The organism is Pseudomonas sp. F01002, from assembly GCF_004402115.1.
In the GTDB taxonomy this organism is placed as follows: Bacteria; Pseudomonadota; Gammaproteobacteria; order Pseudomonadales; family Pseudomonadaceae; genus Aquipseudomonas; species Aquipseudomonas frigoris.
In genome coordinates, this window is record NZ_SOPU01000023.1 from 249,188 (window position 1) to 263,403 (window position 14,216).

A 14,216-nucleotide genomic window follows, 5' to 3' on the forward strand; every position below is an offset into this window, starting at 1 on the left:
ACCGAAAAAGATCGCAGCCTTCGGCAGCTCCTACGGATGTAAACGCAGGTAGGAGCTGCCGAAGGCTGCGATCTTTTTTTGTGCCCCTACACCGCTTTCAGCACCCGTCTTTTTCCTGTCGATACAAGCTGTTACTGTACGGGCCACAAAGCCCAAGCCGCCTGGATCGGATCCCTGACTTGAAGCGTCCCCTCCTCCTGCTCCTGATCAGCCTGGCCTTGAGCTCCCCCGCAAGCGCGACGATCAGCGAAAGCCATGGTTATGCGCAGTTCGGCACGCTCAAGTACCCGGCCAGATTTACCCACTTCGACTGGGTCAACCCGCAAGCGCCCAAGGGCGGTACGTTGCGGGTGATGGCGTTTGGCACCTTCGATACGATCAACCCCTACACCTTCAAGGGTTCAAGCCCGGTTTCCACGCCGAATTTCCTGCAATACGGCATCAACGAGCTCAACGAACCGTTGATGGTCGGCACCGGCCAGTACGCGCCGTCCGGCGATGAACCGACCTCCAGCTATGGCCTGATCGCACAATCGGTGGAATACAGCGAAGACCGCAGCTGGGTAGTGTTCAATCTGCGCCCCGAAGCGCGTTTCCACGATGGCACGCCGATTACCGCCTATGACGTGGCGTTCTCCTACCGTTTGTTGCTCAAGGAAGGCCATCCGCAATACCGCACCAACCTCCAGGAAGTGTCGCGGGTCGACATCCTCAATCCGCAGCGCATTCGTTTCGTCTTCAAGCGCGCCGGCAATCCGTTGCTGATCCTGCGCCTGGGCGAATTGCCGGTGCTGCCCCAGCATTACTGGAAAGGTCGCGACTTCAAGGCCACCACCTTCGAACCGCCGCTGGGTAGTGGGCCATATCGAATCACGTCGGTAGAGCCAGGACGGCGGATCATTTTCGAGCGGGTCAAGGACTACTGGGGCAAGGACTTGCCGGTCAATCGCGGCAAATACAACTTCGACCGCATGGAAGTCGAGTTCTACCGCGACAGCGACGTCGCGTTCGAAGCCTTCAAGGCCGGCGAATTCGACATCTATATCGAACACCAGGCGAAGAACTGGGAAAACGGCTACAGCTTCCCGGCGGTGCGACGCGGCGACGTCATCAAGGCGCAAATCCCGCATCAGATCCCGACCCAGAGCCAGGGGCTGTTCATGAACACCCGGCGCCCGGCCTTCTCCGAGACCAAAGTCCGTGAAGCGCTGGGCCTGATGTTTGACTTCGAGTGGACCAATCGCACCCTGTTCAGCGGCGCCTACAAACGCGCCATGAGCTACTACCCCAACAGCGAATTCTCCGCGACTGGCCTTCCGGTCGGCCATGAATGGCTGATGCTCACGCCGTATCGCGAGCAGTTGCCCGCCAAGCTCTTCACCGAGCCGTTCAGCCTGCAGCAGACCCAAGGGCGCGGCATCCCCCGGGAAACCATGCGCAAGGCCTTGGGCCTGCTTGCCGAGGCCGGCTGGAAGCTCAGTGGCCAGCACGTTCAGAACGCAGCAGGCCAACCGTTGCGTTTGGAGATCCTGCTGGTCAACCCGAACCTGGAACGCATCCTTCAGCCTTACGTCGAGAACCTCGCCAGCATCGGCATCGATGCCCGGCTGCGTACGGTTGATCGCGCCCAGTACAAGCAACGCCTCGATCAGTTCGATTTCGACATGATCCTGATAACCCTCAACCAGACGCTCAGCCCGGGCCTGGAACAATGGCAGTACTTCCATTCCAGCCAGGTCGGGGTCAAGGGCAGCAAAAACTACGCCGGTATTGCCAATCCGGTGGTCGACCATTTGCTCGAACAATTGCTCGCCGCCCAGACCCGCGATGAACAGGTCGCCGCCGGCAAGGCCCTGGACCGGGTGTTGCTGTGGCAGCACTACATCATTCCCAACTGGTATCTCAATTATCACCGCCTGGCCTACCGCAACCGGTTCGCCTTCGTCACCACGCCGCCCTACACGTTGGGCCTGAGCGCGTGGTGGCTGAAATCTTCGGAGAAAGATCGATGAAACCCATACGCGCCCTGCTCTTGCAGGCCAGCGGTCTGTTGTTCGCCGGGCTGGCCTGTGCCGCCCCGCAACATGCCCTGACCCTGTACAACGAGCCGCCGAAATACCCGGCCGACTTCAAACATTTCGATTACGTGAACCCCGAGGCGCCCAAGGGCGGGATCTTCCGTCAGGCCGGTTTCGGCGGCTTTGACAGCCTCAATCCCTTCATCAACAAGGGTGTCGCGGCCGACGACATCAGCATGATCTACGACACCCTGGCCAAACAGGGCCTGGATGAACCGTTCACCGAGTACGGCCTGGTCGCCAGCAAGATCGAAAAAGCCCCGGACAACAGCTGGGTGCGTTTCTACCTGCGCCCCGAAGCGCGCTTCCACGATGGGCATCCGATGCGCGCCGAGGACGTGGTGTTCAGCTTCCAGACCCTGATCAAGGACGGCGCGCCGCTGTACCGCGGTTACTACAGCGATGTCGAGGAAGTGGTCGCTGAAGATCCGCTGACGGTGCTGTTCAAGTTCAAACACAACAACAACCGTGAACTGCCGCTGATCCTCGGCCAGTTGCCGGTGCTGCCCAAGCATTGGTGGGCGACGCGCGATTTCACCAAGGGCAACCTGGAAATGCCGTTGGGCAGCGGCCCGTACAAGGTCAGCGAAGTCAAGGCCGGGCGTTCGGTGCGCTATGAGCGGGTCAAGGATTACTGGGGCAAGGACCTGCCGGCCAACCGCGGGTTCTACAACTTCGACGTGATGACCACCGACTACTACCGCGACAACACCGTGGCCCTGGAAGCGCTCAAGGCCGGGCAGTTCGATTACTGGCTCGAAATGGCAGCAAAGAACTGGGCCAACGCCTACAACATTCCGGCCGTCACCGAGGGCCGGTTGATCAAGGAGCAGATCCCCAACGGCAACCCCACTGGCATGCAAGGCTTTGTATTCAACCTGCGCCGCCCGGTGTTCCAGGATGTGCGCGTGCGCCAGGCCCTGACCCTGTTGCTGGACTTCGAATGGACCAACAAACAACTGTTCAATGGCGCCTACGTGCGCACCCGCAGTTATTTCGAGAATTCGGAAATGGCTGCCAGCGGCCTGCCGGACGCTGATCAGTTGGCGATCCTCGACCCGTTCCGCGGCAAGATTCCCGAGCAGGTGTTCAGCGAGGCGTTCCAGAACCCGGTGACGGACGCCAGCGGCATGATCCGCGCCCAGCAGCGCAAAGCCTATCAACTGCTGCAAGAAGCGGGCTGGCGGATCGTCGATGACAAGATGGTCGACGCCAAAGGCAAACCGGTGACCATCGAGTTCCTGCTGGCCCAGACCGAATTCGAGCGGGTGCTGCTGCCGTTCAAGCGCAACATGAGCGACTTGGGGATTGACCTGGTGATCCGCCGGGTCGACGTCTCGCAGTACATCAACCGTGTGCGTTCACGGGACTTCGACATGATCGTCGGCAGCTTCCCGCAGTCCAACTCGCCGGGCAACGAGCAACGCGAGTTCTGGATGTCCGCCGCCGCCGACAAACCCGGCAGCCGCAACTCCATGGGCCTGAAAGACCCGGTGGTGGACCTGTTGGTCGAGCAACTGATCAACGCCGATTCGCGCAAAAGCCTGGTGGCCCATGCACGCGCGCTGGACCGCGTGCTGCAATGGGGCTATTACGTGATCCCCAACTGGCACATCAAAACTTGGCGCGTGGCGTACTGGAACCACATCGGTCATCCGAAAATCTCCCCCAAGTACGACATCGGCATCAACACCTGGTGGGTCAAGCCCGATGCCAAACCTGCGGTAGAAGTCGAAACCAAACTGCAAGCCGACCCTGCGGGCACGGAGTAATCAGATGCTGGCGTATATTTTTCGGCGACTGCTGCTGATCATCCCGACCTTGCTCGGCATTTTGCTGATCAACTTTGTGATCATCCAGGCCGCCCCCGGCGGGCCGGTGGAACAGATGATCGCCAAGCTCGAAGGCTTCGAAGGGGCCACCAGCCGCATTGCCGGTGGCGGTGCCGAAGTCTCGGTGGCGGGCTCCGCCTATCGCGGTGCCCAGGGCCTGGACCCGATGCTGGTCAAGGAAATCGAGCACATGTACGGCTTCGATAAATCGGCGCCGGAACGCTTGTGGATCATGATCAAGAACTACGCCACCCTGGATTTCGGCGACAGCTTCTTCCGCGACGCCAAGGTCATCGACCTGATCAAGGAAAAGATGCCGGTGTCGATCTCCCTCGGGTTGTGGAGCACGCTGATCATGTACCTGGTGTCGATCCCGCTGGGGATCGCCAAGGCGACGCGACACGGCAGCCACTTCGACGTCTGGACCAGTTCGGCGATCATCGTCGGCTATGCGATTCCGGCGTTCCTGTTTGCCATCCTGCTGATCGTGGTGTTCGCCGGCGGCAGCTATTTTGACTGGTTCCCGCTCAGAGGGCTGACCTCCAACAACTTCGACGAATTGAGCATGGGCGGCAAGATTCTCGATTACTTCTGGCACCTGGCATTGCCGGTGACGGCGCTGGTGATCGGCAACTTCGCGACCATGACCCTGCTGACCAAGAACAGCTTTCTCGACGAAATCAACAAACAATACGTGGTCACCGCCAAGGCCAAGGGCCTGACCAATCACCGCGTGCTCTACGGCCATGTGTTCCGCAACGCCATGCTACTGGTGATCGCCGGGTTCCCGTCGGCGTTTATCGGCATCTTCTTCACTGGCTCGTTGCTGGTAGAGGTGATCTTCTCCCTCGACGGCCTCGGGCTGATGAGTTTCGAGTCGGCGATCAATCGCGATTACCCGGTGGTTTTTGGCACGCTTTTCATCTTCACTTTGTTGGGACTGGTGGTGAAATTGATCGGCGACCTCACCTACACCTTTGTCGATCCGCGCATCGACTTCGAAAGCCGGGAGCATTGAGATGAATTTGTCCCCTCTCAATCGCCGACGCTTCGAACTGTTCAAGGCCAACAAGCGTGGCTGGTGGTCGCTGTGGCTGTTTCTGCTGCTGTTTGGGCTGAGCCTCGGCGCCGAGCTGATCGCCAACGACAAACCGCTTGTGGTGCACTACGACAACGGCTGGTACTTCCCGGCGCTCAAGCGTTACCCGGAAACCACCTTCGGCGGCGAATTCCCGCTGGAAGCCAACTACAAGAGCCCGTACATCCGCGAATTGCTCAAGGAAAAAGACGCCTGGGTCCTGTGGGCGCCGATTCCCTACAGCTATCAAAGCATCAACTACGACCTGAAAGTCCCGGCCCCAGCGCCGCCCTCCACCGACAACCTGCTGGGCACTGACGATCAGGGCCGCGACGTGTTGGCGCGGGTGATTTACGGCTTCCGGATTTCGGTGCTGTTTGCCCTGACGCTGACCATTCTCAGCTCGATCATCGGCGTGATTGCCGGGGCCTTGCAGGGTTTCTACGGCGGCTGGGTGGATTTGGCCGGGCAGCGCTTTCTGGAGATCTGGTCCGGGCTGCCGGTGCTGTACCTGCTGATCATTCTCGCCAGTTTCGTCCAGCCGAATTTCTGGTGGCTGCTGGGGATCATGCTGCTGTTCTCGTGGATGAGCCTGGTGGACGTGGTCCGCGCCGAATTCCTGCGAGGGCGTAATCTGGAATACGTGCGCGCCGCGCGGGCGCTGGGGATGCAAAACGGGGCGATCATGTTCCGCCACATCCTGCCCAACGCCATGGTCTCGACCATGACCTTCATGCCGTTCATCCTGACCGGCGCCATCGGCACCCTGACTGCCCTGGATTTCCTCGGCTTCGGTTTGCCGCCTGGCGCGCCGTCCCTCGGTGAACTGGTGGCCCAGGGCAAATCCAACCTGCAAGCGCCGTGGCTCGGCATGAGCGCGTTTGCCGTGCTGGCGTTGATGTTGAGTTTGCTGGTGTTCATCGGCGAGTCCGCTCGCGATGCCTTCGACCCGAGGAAGTGAAATGAATCAGGACAATCTGATCGAAGTGCGCGACCTGGCCGTCGAATTTGTCGTCGGCGAGCGCGTTCAACGGGTGGTCGAAGGCGTGAGCTTCGACATCAAGCGCGGGGAAACCCTGGCGCTGGTGGGCGAAAGTGGTTCCGGCAAATCGGTGACGGCGCACTCGATCCTGAGGCTGCTGCCCTACCCGCTCGCCCGGCATCCGTCCGGGACCATCGAGTACTCCGGGCAAAACCTGCTGAGCCTGAAAGAGAAAACCATCCGCCACATCCGCGGAAACCGGATCGCGATGATCTTCCAGGAGCCGATGACCTCGCTCAATCCACTGCACTCGATCGAGAAGCAGATCAACGAGGTGTTGAGCACCCACAAAGGCCTGATCGGCAAAGTCGCGACCAAGCGCACGCTGGAGCTGCTGGAAATGGTCGGCATCCCGGAACCCGAGAAACGCCTGAAGGCGCTACCCCATGAATTGTCCGGTGGCCAGCGGCAGCGGGTGATGATTGCCATGGCCCTGGCCAACGAGCCGGAACTGCTGATCGCCGACGAGCCAACCACCGCGCTGGACGTAACCGTTCAGCTGAAAATCCTCGAATTGCTCAAGGAATTACAGGCCCGATTGGGCATGGCGCTGCTACTGATCAGTCACGATTTGAACCTTGTGCGAAGAATTGCGCATCGCGTATGTGTCATGCAGCGCGGTTGCATCGTCGAACAGGCATCGTGCGAAGAGTTGTTCCGCGCGCCGCAGCATCCGTACACTCGGGAACTGCTGGCAGCGGAGCCGAGCGGCAAGCCGGCGACCAATGTGATTGGCCCGCCGTTGCTGCAAGTCGAGGACCTGAAAGTCTGGTTCCCGATCAAGAAAGGCTTTCTGAAAAAGACCGTCGACCACATCAAAGCTGTGGACGGAATCAATTTCAGCCTGCCTCAGGGCCAGACCCTGGGGATTGTGGGAGAAAGCGGTTCGGGCAAGTCGACACTGGGTTTGGCGATTTTGCGGCTGATCGGCAGCAAAGGCGCCATCCGTTTTGAAGGCAAGCAGCTAGACTGCCTGACGCAGCAACAGGTTCGACCGCTGCGGAGGGAGATGCAGGTGGTGTTTCAGGACCCGTTCGGCAGCCTGAGCCCACGGATGTGCGTGAGCCAGATCGTCGGCGAAGGCCTGCGGATCCACAAGATGGGCACCGAGGCGGAGCAGGAACTGGCGATTATTGCGGTACTCAAGGAGGTAGGTCTGGACCCGGAAACCCGGAACCGCTACCCCCACGAATTTTCCGGCGGGCAACGGCAGAGAATCGCCATTGCCCGGGCATTAGTGCTAAAACCGGCGTTGATTCTGCTGGACGAGCCGACTTCGGCCCTCGACCGGACAGTGCAGCGCCAAGTGGTGGAGCTTTTACGTTCACTGCAAACCAAGTACAACCTGACGTATCTGTTTATCAGCCATGACCTGGCTGTCGTCAAAGCGCTGAGCCACCAGCTGATGGTGGTCAAGCAAGGCAAAGTGGTCGAACAGGGAGACGCGCAAAGTATTTTTGCGGCCCCCAAACATCCGTATACACAGCAGTTGCTGGAAGCCGCTTTCCTGGCCCCGGCCACTGCGCAATAACCTGAAAGAGAGGAGCAACACATGGGTTTTCTCGCCGGTAAGCGCGTACTGATCGTCGGTGTCGCCAGCAAGCTGTCCATCGCATCCGGCATCGCTGCCGCCATGCATCGCGAGGGCGCTGAGCTTGCCTTCACTTATCAGAACGACAAACTCAAGGGTCGTGTCGAAGAGTTCGCACAAAGCTGGGGTTCCAACCCTGACCTGTGCTTCCCGTGCGACGTGGCCAGCGATGAAGAAATCGCCAAGGTTTTCGTTGAACTGGGCAAGAAGTGGGACGGCCTGGACTGCATCGTTCACTCCGTCGGCTTCGCCCCGGGCGACCAACTGGATGGCGACTTCACCGAAGCCACCACCCGTGAAGGTTTCCGCATCGCTCACGACATCAGCGCCTACAGCTTCGTGGCCCTGGCCAAAGCCGGCCGCGAAATGATGAAAGGCCGCAACGGCAGCCTGCTGACCCTGTCGTACCTGGGCGCCGAGCGCACCATGCCGAACTACAACGTAATGGGCATGGCCAAGGCTTCCCTGGAAGCTGGCGTTCGTTACCTGGCCGGCTCCCTGGGCCCGGACGGCACCCGCGTCAACTGCGTATCGGCTGGCCCGATCCGCACCCTCGCCGCTTCCGGCATCAAGAACTTCCGCAAGATGCTGGCCGCCAACGAAGCGCAAACCCCGCTGCGTCGTAACGTCACCATCGACGAAGTCGGCAACGCCGGCGCCTTCCTGTGCTCGGACCTGGCGTCCGGCATCAGCGGCGAAATCATGTACGTGGACGGTGGCTTCAACACCACGGCCATGGGCAGCCTCGAAGAGTAATCTTCGGTCAGCCAACTAAAAAACCCGCCTCTTGAGGCGGGTTTTTTTATGCCTGCGATTTCAAGGCAGACTCGATCAAATGTGGGAGCGGGCTTGCTCGCGAATGCGGTGTGTCAGTCGATAGAAATGTTGAATGATCAACCGCATTCGCGAGCAAGCCCGCTCCCACAGGGGATTCGTGGTTAATCATCGATGTGGGTCAGGCAGCTGGAAAACAGCTGCTGGATCGGCTGTGTGCGCTGGCTATAACGCTGCAACAGCACAATCTCGCGGTAGAACGTCAACTCCCCCAACGGGATGATCCGAACCTTCGCCCCATGCTCAAGCCAGAGCCCCGCCTTGGGTAGCAGCGACACCCCCAACCCGCATTCAACCATCTTCACGATCGCCTCCAGCTCATCCAGCTCCAAAGCCACCTGCACATCAATCTGCTGCTCACGCAAAAACCGCGTCACCAATCTTCCGCCGAACGAGTTGCGGTCGTAGCGCACATGCGGATGGCTCGCGAGGATCTGCAACGGCGCATCGCCTTCAACGTCCGCTGGCACGATCAATACAAACGGTTCCTTGCGGATGAGCTGCGCTGACAGTTCTTTGGGTAACTCGAACGGCGGCTTGATCAGGATCGCCAGATCCACCTCACCGGTGTCCACCTGACTTAACAGGTTCAGCGACACACCGGGCACCAGTTTCGGTTCCAGCAACGGCGCCTGTTGCCTCAGTCGAAGCAACGCCTGGGGCAGCAGTCCGGTCTGGGCCGTGGCCACCGCACCTATTTTCAACTCGCCGCGATACTCGCTGACATCATCGCTCACCGCCATGCGGCTGAAAGTCTCGAGCATTTCCCTGGCCATCGGCAATGCGCGCTGGCCCGCGGCATTGAGCAGGGCCTGACGCCCGGTGCGGTCGAACAAGCGAATACCCAGGGCCTGTTCCAGATTGCGAATCTGCGCGCTGACGGCCGACTGGGTCAGGCCGATATGCATCCCGGCCGCGGCAAACGTGCCGTAGCGCGTCACCGCAATGAAGGTTTTCAGTTCCCGCAGCATAGCGTTCTCGATTCATCGAAATAATTTGAGCTCGATGCAAAAATTATCGTCTTTTAATCAAAAAGCACAGGGCTAAACTCAATCTGAATCCAGACAGCCGAGGCACATCCGATGCAACTCTCCCCTTTTCACTTGGCCATCCCGGTCTACGACCTGACTGCCGCGCGGAATTTTTATGGCGAAGTGTTCGGCCTGGAAGAAGGTCGCTCAAGCGATCATTGGGTCGATTTCAATTTTTTCGGCCATCAACTGGTCATTCACCTGGCGCCGAAAAACGCCTCGCAAGAAGCTGCGCACACCAATGCTGTCGACGGTCATGACGTGCCGGTGCCGCATTTTGGTGTGGTGTTGGGGATGGCGGAATGGGAGGCGCTGGCCGAACGCCTGAAAGCCCTCGACACCCGATTCGTGATCGAACCGGGCGTTCGCTTTCAGGGATTGGTAGGTGAACAAGCGACGATGTTTCTCTTCGATCCGTGCGGCAACGCGCTTGAGTTCAAGGCATTCAAGGACGTAGGTCAATTGTTTGCCAAGTGAATACGTCGGCTTGTGCCAGCAGCTCCTCGATCGAGCCGGGGACCTGAGGGTTGCACTCGAGTTGTCCGATGCTGAAGCGGATGTCATAACCGCGATGCACCGTGGCATTGCGCTCTTCGAGTATTTCTTCGAGTCGCACCCTGATCGCGGGAATCTCCACGACGCTTGAGCCGGTCAGCAACGCAACGAATTTGTCGCTGCCCAAACGGCCGATCACATCGCTCTCGCGAAAGGCAATACGCAGCACATCAGCGAAGGTTTTCAGGGCGTTGTCGCCCTCGGCACGACCATAGAGATAGTTGATGTGTTTGAAGTCATCAATATTGAAAAGCAGGAGCGTCGCTGGCTTTTTCAGCTGTTGGCAGACATCCAGCCCTTGTTGGGCCAGCGCTGTAAAACCGTGTCGGTTGGAGAGCAGCGTCAACTCGTCCATGCTCGCCATCTGCACGCCCATCAACTCCTCCTCGGCCTTGCGGGCCAAGTCACGCAGCAGCTCGCGCTCCTGCAGTGGCGTGCGCAACGGGTCGGCGCACGCGCCTGGTTTTACCGGTTTGCCTGGGATCAGCATTACTCACTCCATTGGCGGGTATATTTCTTAGAGTCGTCCATACCCGGTTTGGCTCCCTGTTAACAGACCGCCGGTCAACTACCCACGACCGGACATGGCCCTCCCGCGTCAGCCCAACGCTTGAACTGGGTGACGAAAATGTCGTGCGGCACCGGGACCGGCACCCTTCCCTGACCTGGATTCCAGCCCCAAAGCACCAGTTTGTCGTCGCTGACATGCTTGATCAGCGCGGCGAAATCGCGGTCGCCATTGCTGGAACGGTCCTTGATCATTGCGCACAACTGGTCGGCCGGCAGACCGATCCAGGCCATTTTGTGCGCGGCTGGCGGCAAGCTCCAGTGCGGCGCCCCTGGGGGTGCATGAGCGCCGTAACTGGCCGGCGGATTACTCTCGGCGTGGCAGGTAGCGCAGGGCAAACCCGCCGCGCCCTTGCCGTCCATGCCCCGCACGACGTTCATTGCGTGGGGAATCCCGGCGTCGAATTGCAACGGCGAATCGCCGGGGATATGGCAGTTCTGGCAGCGTGGGCTCTGAAAGACCTTTTGCACGGTATCGAACGCCTTGATGGCTTCCTTATCGTCAGCAAACAGGTCCTCGGCGTAGCCGATCAGGCCGATCAACACCACCGCGCCAAGAATCAGATGTCGTCTCATCTCACACCCCCGACAGTTGCAGCGGCAGTTCCCGCAGGCGTTGGCCGGTCAGGGCGAACACCGCGTTGGCCACTGCCGGCGCCGTGGGCGGCACACCGGCCTCGCCGATGCCGCCGGGTTTGTCGCTGCTGGGCACGATATGCACTTCCACCACAGGCATTTCGTTGAGCCGCAGCACTTGATAGTCATGGTAATTGGACTGCACCACTTGCCCGTTCTTGAAGGTCAGTTTGCTGTGTAAGGTAAATCCGAGGCCGAAGGTGATGGCCGATTCCATTTGCGCCGCGATGCTCATCGGGTTGACTGCAATGCCGCAATCCACCGCACACACCACCCGGTGTACGCGGATCGCCAGGTTGTCCTGGGACACCTCGGCCACCTGGGCGACGTAGCTGCCGAAAGACTCATGCACCGCGACACCCAACGCATGGCCGTCCGGCAGTGGCGCCTTCCAGTTGGCTTTCTCGACGGCCAGGTTCAGCACGCCAAGATGCCGTGGATGATCTTTGAGCAAGGTTCGTCGGTACTCGACCGGATCCTTGCCGGCCGCCTCTGCCAGTTCGTCGATCAGCGACTCCATCACGAACGCGGTGTGGGTGTGCCCCACCGAACGCAGCCAGAGCACGCGGATGCCGGTTTGCGGAGAATGCAAATCAACCTGGTGATTCGCCAGTCCCTCAAGATAAGGACTGTCGGCGACCCCTTCGACAGACGTCTTATCGATGCCATTTTTGACCATGGTCGCCTCGAATGACGTGCCCGCCATGATCGACTGCCCGACCATCACATGCTTCCAGGCGATCGGCAGGCCGCCGGCATCGAGGCCGATACGAGCCTGATGGAGGAACGCCGAGCGATAGTACCCACCGCGAATGTCGTCCTCCCGGGACCAGACGGTTTTTACCGGCGCGCCCGCTGCCTTGGCGACTTCCACGGCTTCTGCAACAAAGTCCGAGGTCGGATTGGCCCGGCGACCGAAACCGCCACCCAGAAACTCGGTGTGAATCTCCACCTGCTCGGGTTTGAGCCCGGTGATTTTCCCGGCGACCATTTGATCCAGCGTCTGGAACTGGGTGCCGGTCCAGATTTCGCATTTGTCCTGGGTGATTTTCACCGTGCAGTTGAGCGGTTCCATCGGTGCGTGGGCCAGGTACGGCACGCTGTACTCGACATCGATGGTCTTCGCCGCTTTCCCCAGACCCGCCGCGACATCACCGGCCTGACTGGCCGACATGCCAGGAGTGGCGGCGAGTTTGCGGAAGCTTTCCAGCAGCTTCTGACTGTCGAGCCCGGTGTTCGGGCCCAGATCCCAATCAATCTTCAACGCATCGCGCCCCAGCTTCGCCGCCCAGTAATGGTCGGCAATCACCGCCACCCCGGTGGGCACCTGCACCACTTTGTGCACGCCCGGAATCGCCAGCGCTTCGGTGCCTTCGAAGGATTTGACGCTGCCACCGAACACCGGCGAGCGCGCGACCATGGCGGTCATCAGGCCGTCGAACTGCACGTCCATGCCGAACTTGGCGCGGCCGGTGATTTTCTCCGGGGTGTCCAGGCGCTTGGTCGGTTTGCCAATGATTTTCCAGTCCTTGGACTCCTTGAGCTTGATCGACGCCGGATCCGGTGCCGGCAGCTTGCCGGCGTCATCGGCCAGTTCGCCGTAGGTGGCGCTTTGATCGCCGGCAATCACCACACCCGATTCGGTGCGAATTTCGGAGGGCGCGACGTTGAAACGTTTGGCCGCCGCGTCGATCAACATCAAACGCGCCGCTGCACCGGCCTGACGATAGCGGTCGAACTCCATCCAGGTCGAGGTGGACCCGCCAGTGATTTGCATCCCGCCAAACCCGGCCAAGCCATACTCAGCGGCCGAAGCCGGTGCATGTTCGACGCGGATCTTCGACCAGTCGGCGTCCAGTTCTTCGGCGATCAACATGGTCAGGCCGGTCCAGATGCCCTGGCCCATTTCCGAATGGCCGAGCAGCATAGTGACGCTGTTGTCATTGCCGATCCGTAAAAACGCATTGGGCGCGAAAACATTGCCTTGATTCTCGGCGCCGATCGCAAAGCGATGGCCACCGGGGATGACAAACGCCACCACCAGACCACCGCCCAGCACCGCGCTGCCCTTGAGGAAACCGCGGCGTGACAGAGGATTGAGGCTGTTCATTGTTCGGACTCCCGTCAACGTGGCATCAACCGATCTCGGCAGCGCGTTTGACCGCTGCGCGGATCCGTGGGTAGGTGCCGCAGCGGCAAATGTTGCCGGACAGCGCCTGATCGATGTCGCTGTCGGTGGGTTTGGGAATTTTCGCCAGCAACGCGGCAGCCGACATGATCTGCCCGGACTGGCAGTAACCGCACTGGACCACATCGAGTTCGGCCCAAGCCTGTTGCACCGGGTGCGAACCGTCGGTGGACAGGCCTTCGATGGTGAGAATTTTCTGCCCATGGGCCACGGCTGTGGCGGGGGTGATGCAGGAGCGCAGTGGTGCGCCGTCGACGTGCACGGTGCAGGCGCCACACTGGGCGATGCCGCAACCGAATTTGGTGCCGGTCAGGTGCGCGACATCGCGCAGAACCCACAGGAGCGGCATGTCTGCGGGGACATCCAGCGCCTGGTCCTTGCCATTGATGTTGAGGGTCAGCATTGCGATTTTCCTCAGACTCACGGTGTTCTGAAGGGGCGTCGCTGTGGCGGTGCAGAGCCTACGCGCGCCTCGGGTTATCCCTTCAGCTAAGCGCAAATTACCGGGCGAGACGGGTTCATCGACCACCGGTCACACAAAGAAGACTGAAGTAACTCACTCTGTGTAGCAGCNGTTCGGCGACGTAGTCGTCGTGAAGTCAGGCTCTGCGGTGTGCCAGGAAAACTGCGTTCGCAGGGTTTACGACGACTCCGTCGCCGAACGCAGCCTCGCAGGCTCGGCAGCTGCTACGGACCGTGTTGGGGCTTAGAAGTCGGTGGACACCGACAGCTCACGCCACGTCTGCAACTCCTGAGCGACGAAGGTGTTCTTGGCTTCGATCGC

General features: G+C 60.2%; 12 protein-coding genes. 7 read left to right on the top strand and 5 right to left on the bottom strand.

Annotation, left to right across the window (positions count from 1 at the left end; translation table 11 throughout):
* The first annotated feature begins 179 nt into the window (after positions 1 to 179).
* From E3W21_RS20260 to fabI, 6 genes are read left to right on the top strand one after another with little or no spacing between them, the layout of a single operon-like run.
* Positions 180 to 2,012 carry an extracellular solute-binding protein gene (locus tag E3W21_RS20260; protein ID WP_134421615.1) on the top strand — a complete coding sequence of 611 codons (1,833 nt, stop codon included), beginning with the start codon at positions 180 to 182 and terminating at the stop codon, positions 2,010 to 2,012.
* Positions 2,009 to 3,850 (top strand): extracellular solute-binding protein, encoded by a 1,842-nt coding sequence (locus E3W21_RS20265; protein ID WP_134421616.1) that lies wholly within the window; start codon positions 2,009 to 2,011, stop codon positions 3,848 to 3,850. The genes E3W21_RS20260 and E3W21_RS20265 overlap by 4 nt, the downstream gene beginning before the upstream one ends.
* A gap of 4 nt (positions 3,851 to 3,854) precedes the next feature.
* A complete protein-coding gene (locus tag E3W21_RS20270; protein ID WP_129444588.1) occupies positions 3,855 to 4,928 on the top strand; it encodes a microcin C ABC transporter permease YejB in 1,074 nt (357 codons plus the stop codon).
* A 1-nt stretch (position 4,929) separates the two neighbouring features.
* Positions 4,930 to 5,949, top strand: a complete 1,020-nt coding sequence (locus E3W21_RS20275) for an ABC transporter permease (RefSeq protein WP_095128240.1) — start codon at positions 4,930 to 4,932, stop codon at positions 5,947 to 5,949.
* A gap of 1 nt (position 5,950) precedes the next feature.
* Positions 5,951 to 7,561, top strand: a complete 1,611-nt coding sequence (locus tag E3W21_RS20280; protein WP_134421617.1) for an ABC transporter ATP-binding protein — start codon at positions 5,951 to 5,953, stop codon at positions 7,559 to 7,561.
* A gap of 21 nt (positions 7,562 to 7,582) precedes the next feature.
* Positions 7,583 to 8,377, top strand: coding sequence for an enoyl-ACP reductase FabI (gene fabI, locus E3W21_RS20285; protein WP_008152082.1), 795 nt, complete (start codon positions 7,583 to 7,585; stop codon positions 8,375 to 8,377).
* 182 nt (positions 8,378 to 8,559) lie between these two features.
* Here the strand turns inward: fabI and E3W21_RS20290 are convergent, their stop codons facing one another.
* The gene (locus tag E3W21_RS20290; protein WP_134421618.1) at positions 8,560 to 9,426 is read right to left on the bottom strand and encodes a LysR family transcriptional regulator; all 867 of its coding nucleotides are present in this window, start codon (positions 9,424 to 9,426) and stop codon (positions 8,560 to 8,562) included.
* A 111-nt stretch (positions 9,427 to 9,537) separates the two neighbouring features.
* Between E3W21_RS20290 and E3W21_RS20295 the strand changes: the two genes are divergently transcribed.
* Positions 9,538 to 9,963, top strand: coding sequence for a VOC family protein (locus tag E3W21_RS20295; RefSeq protein WP_134421619.1), 426 nt, complete (start codon positions 9,538 to 9,540; stop codon positions 9,961 to 9,963).
* On the opposite strand, the gene E3W21_RS20300 is transcribed toward E3W21_RS20295, so the two are convergent.
* From E3W21_RS20300 to E3W21_RS20315, 4 genes are all read right to left on the bottom strand, one after another.
* Positions 9,932 to 10,531 carry a GGDEF domain-containing protein gene (locus E3W21_RS20300; protein WP_134421620.1) on the bottom strand — a complete coding sequence of 200 codons (600 nt, stop codon included), beginning with the start codon at positions 10,529 to 10,531 and terminating at the stop codon, positions 9,932 to 9,934. The genes E3W21_RS20295 and E3W21_RS20300 overlap by 32 nt on opposite strands.
* 74 nt (positions 10,532 to 10,605) lie before the next feature.
* Complete coding sequence (locus E3W21_RS20305) at positions 10,606 to 11,184, bottom strand: hypothetical protein (RefSeq protein WP_134421621.1); 579 nt, start codon at positions 11,182 to 11,184, stop codon at positions 10,606 to 10,608.
* A 1-nt stretch (position 11,185) separates the two neighbouring features.
* Positions 11,186 to 13,354 carry a xanthine dehydrogenase family protein molybdopterin-binding subunit gene (locus E3W21_RS20310; protein WP_134421622.1) on the bottom strand — a complete coding sequence of 723 codons (2,169 nt, stop codon included), beginning with the start codon at positions 13,352 to 13,354 and terminating at the stop codon, positions 11,186 to 11,188.
* Positions 13,355 to 13,379: 25 nt separating this feature from the next.
* Positions 13,380 to 13,835 carry a (2Fe-2S)-binding protein gene (locus E3W21_RS20315; RefSeq protein WP_046048854.1) on the bottom strand — a complete coding sequence of 152 codons (456 nt, stop codon included), beginning with the start codon at positions 13,833 to 13,835 and terminating at the stop codon, positions 13,380 to 13,382.
* Between the last annotated feature and the right edge of the window lie 381 nt (positions 13,836 to 14,216).

Excerpts from the sequence above, each read along its gene's own strand:
- E3W21_RS20265 (WP_134421616.1), top strand. The coding sequence starts at position 2,009 with ATGAAACCCATACGCGCCCTGCTCTTGCAGGCCAGCGGTCTGTTGTTC.
- E3W21_RS20270 (WP_129444588.1), top strand. The coding sequence starts at position 3,855 with ATGCTGGCGTATATTTTTCGGCGACTGCTGCTGATCATCCCGACCTTG.
- E3W21_RS20275 (WP_095128240.1), top strand. The coding sequence starts at position 4,930 with ATGAATTTGTCCCCTCTCAATCGCCGACGCTTCGAACTGTTCAAGGCC.
- E3W21_RS20280 (WP_134421617.1), top strand. The coding sequence starts at position 5,951 with ATGAATCAGGACAATCTGATCGAAGTGCGCGACCTGGCCGTCGAATTT.
- fabI (WP_008152082.1), top strand. The coding sequence starts at position 7,583 with ATGGGTTTTCTCGCCGGTAAGCGCGTACTGATCGTCGGTGTCGCCAGC.
- E3W21_RS20290 (WP_134421618.1), bottom strand. The coding sequence starts at position 9,426 with ATGCTGCGGGAACTGAAAACCTTCATTGCGGTGACGCGCTACGGCACG.
- E3W21_RS20295 (WP_134421619.1), top strand. The coding sequence starts at position 9,538 with ATGCAACTCTCCCCTTTTCACTTGGCCATCCCGGTCTACGACCTGACT.
- E3W21_RS20300 (WP_134421620.1), bottom strand. The coding sequence starts at position 10,531 with ATGCTGATCCCAGGCAAACCGGTAAAACCAGGCGCGTGCGCCGACCCG.
- E3W21_RS20305 (WP_134421621.1), bottom strand. The coding sequence starts at position 11,184 with ATGAGACGACATCTGATTCTTGGCGCGGTGGTGTTGATCGGCCTGATC.
- E3W21_RS20310 (WP_134421622.1), bottom strand. The coding sequence starts at position 13,354 with ATGAACAGCCTCAATCCTCTGTCACGCCGCGGTTTCCTCAAGGGCAGC.
- E3W21_RS20315 (WP_046048854.1), bottom strand. The coding sequence starts at position 13,835 with ATGCTGACCCTCAACATCAATGGCAAGGACCAGGCGCTGGATGTCCCC.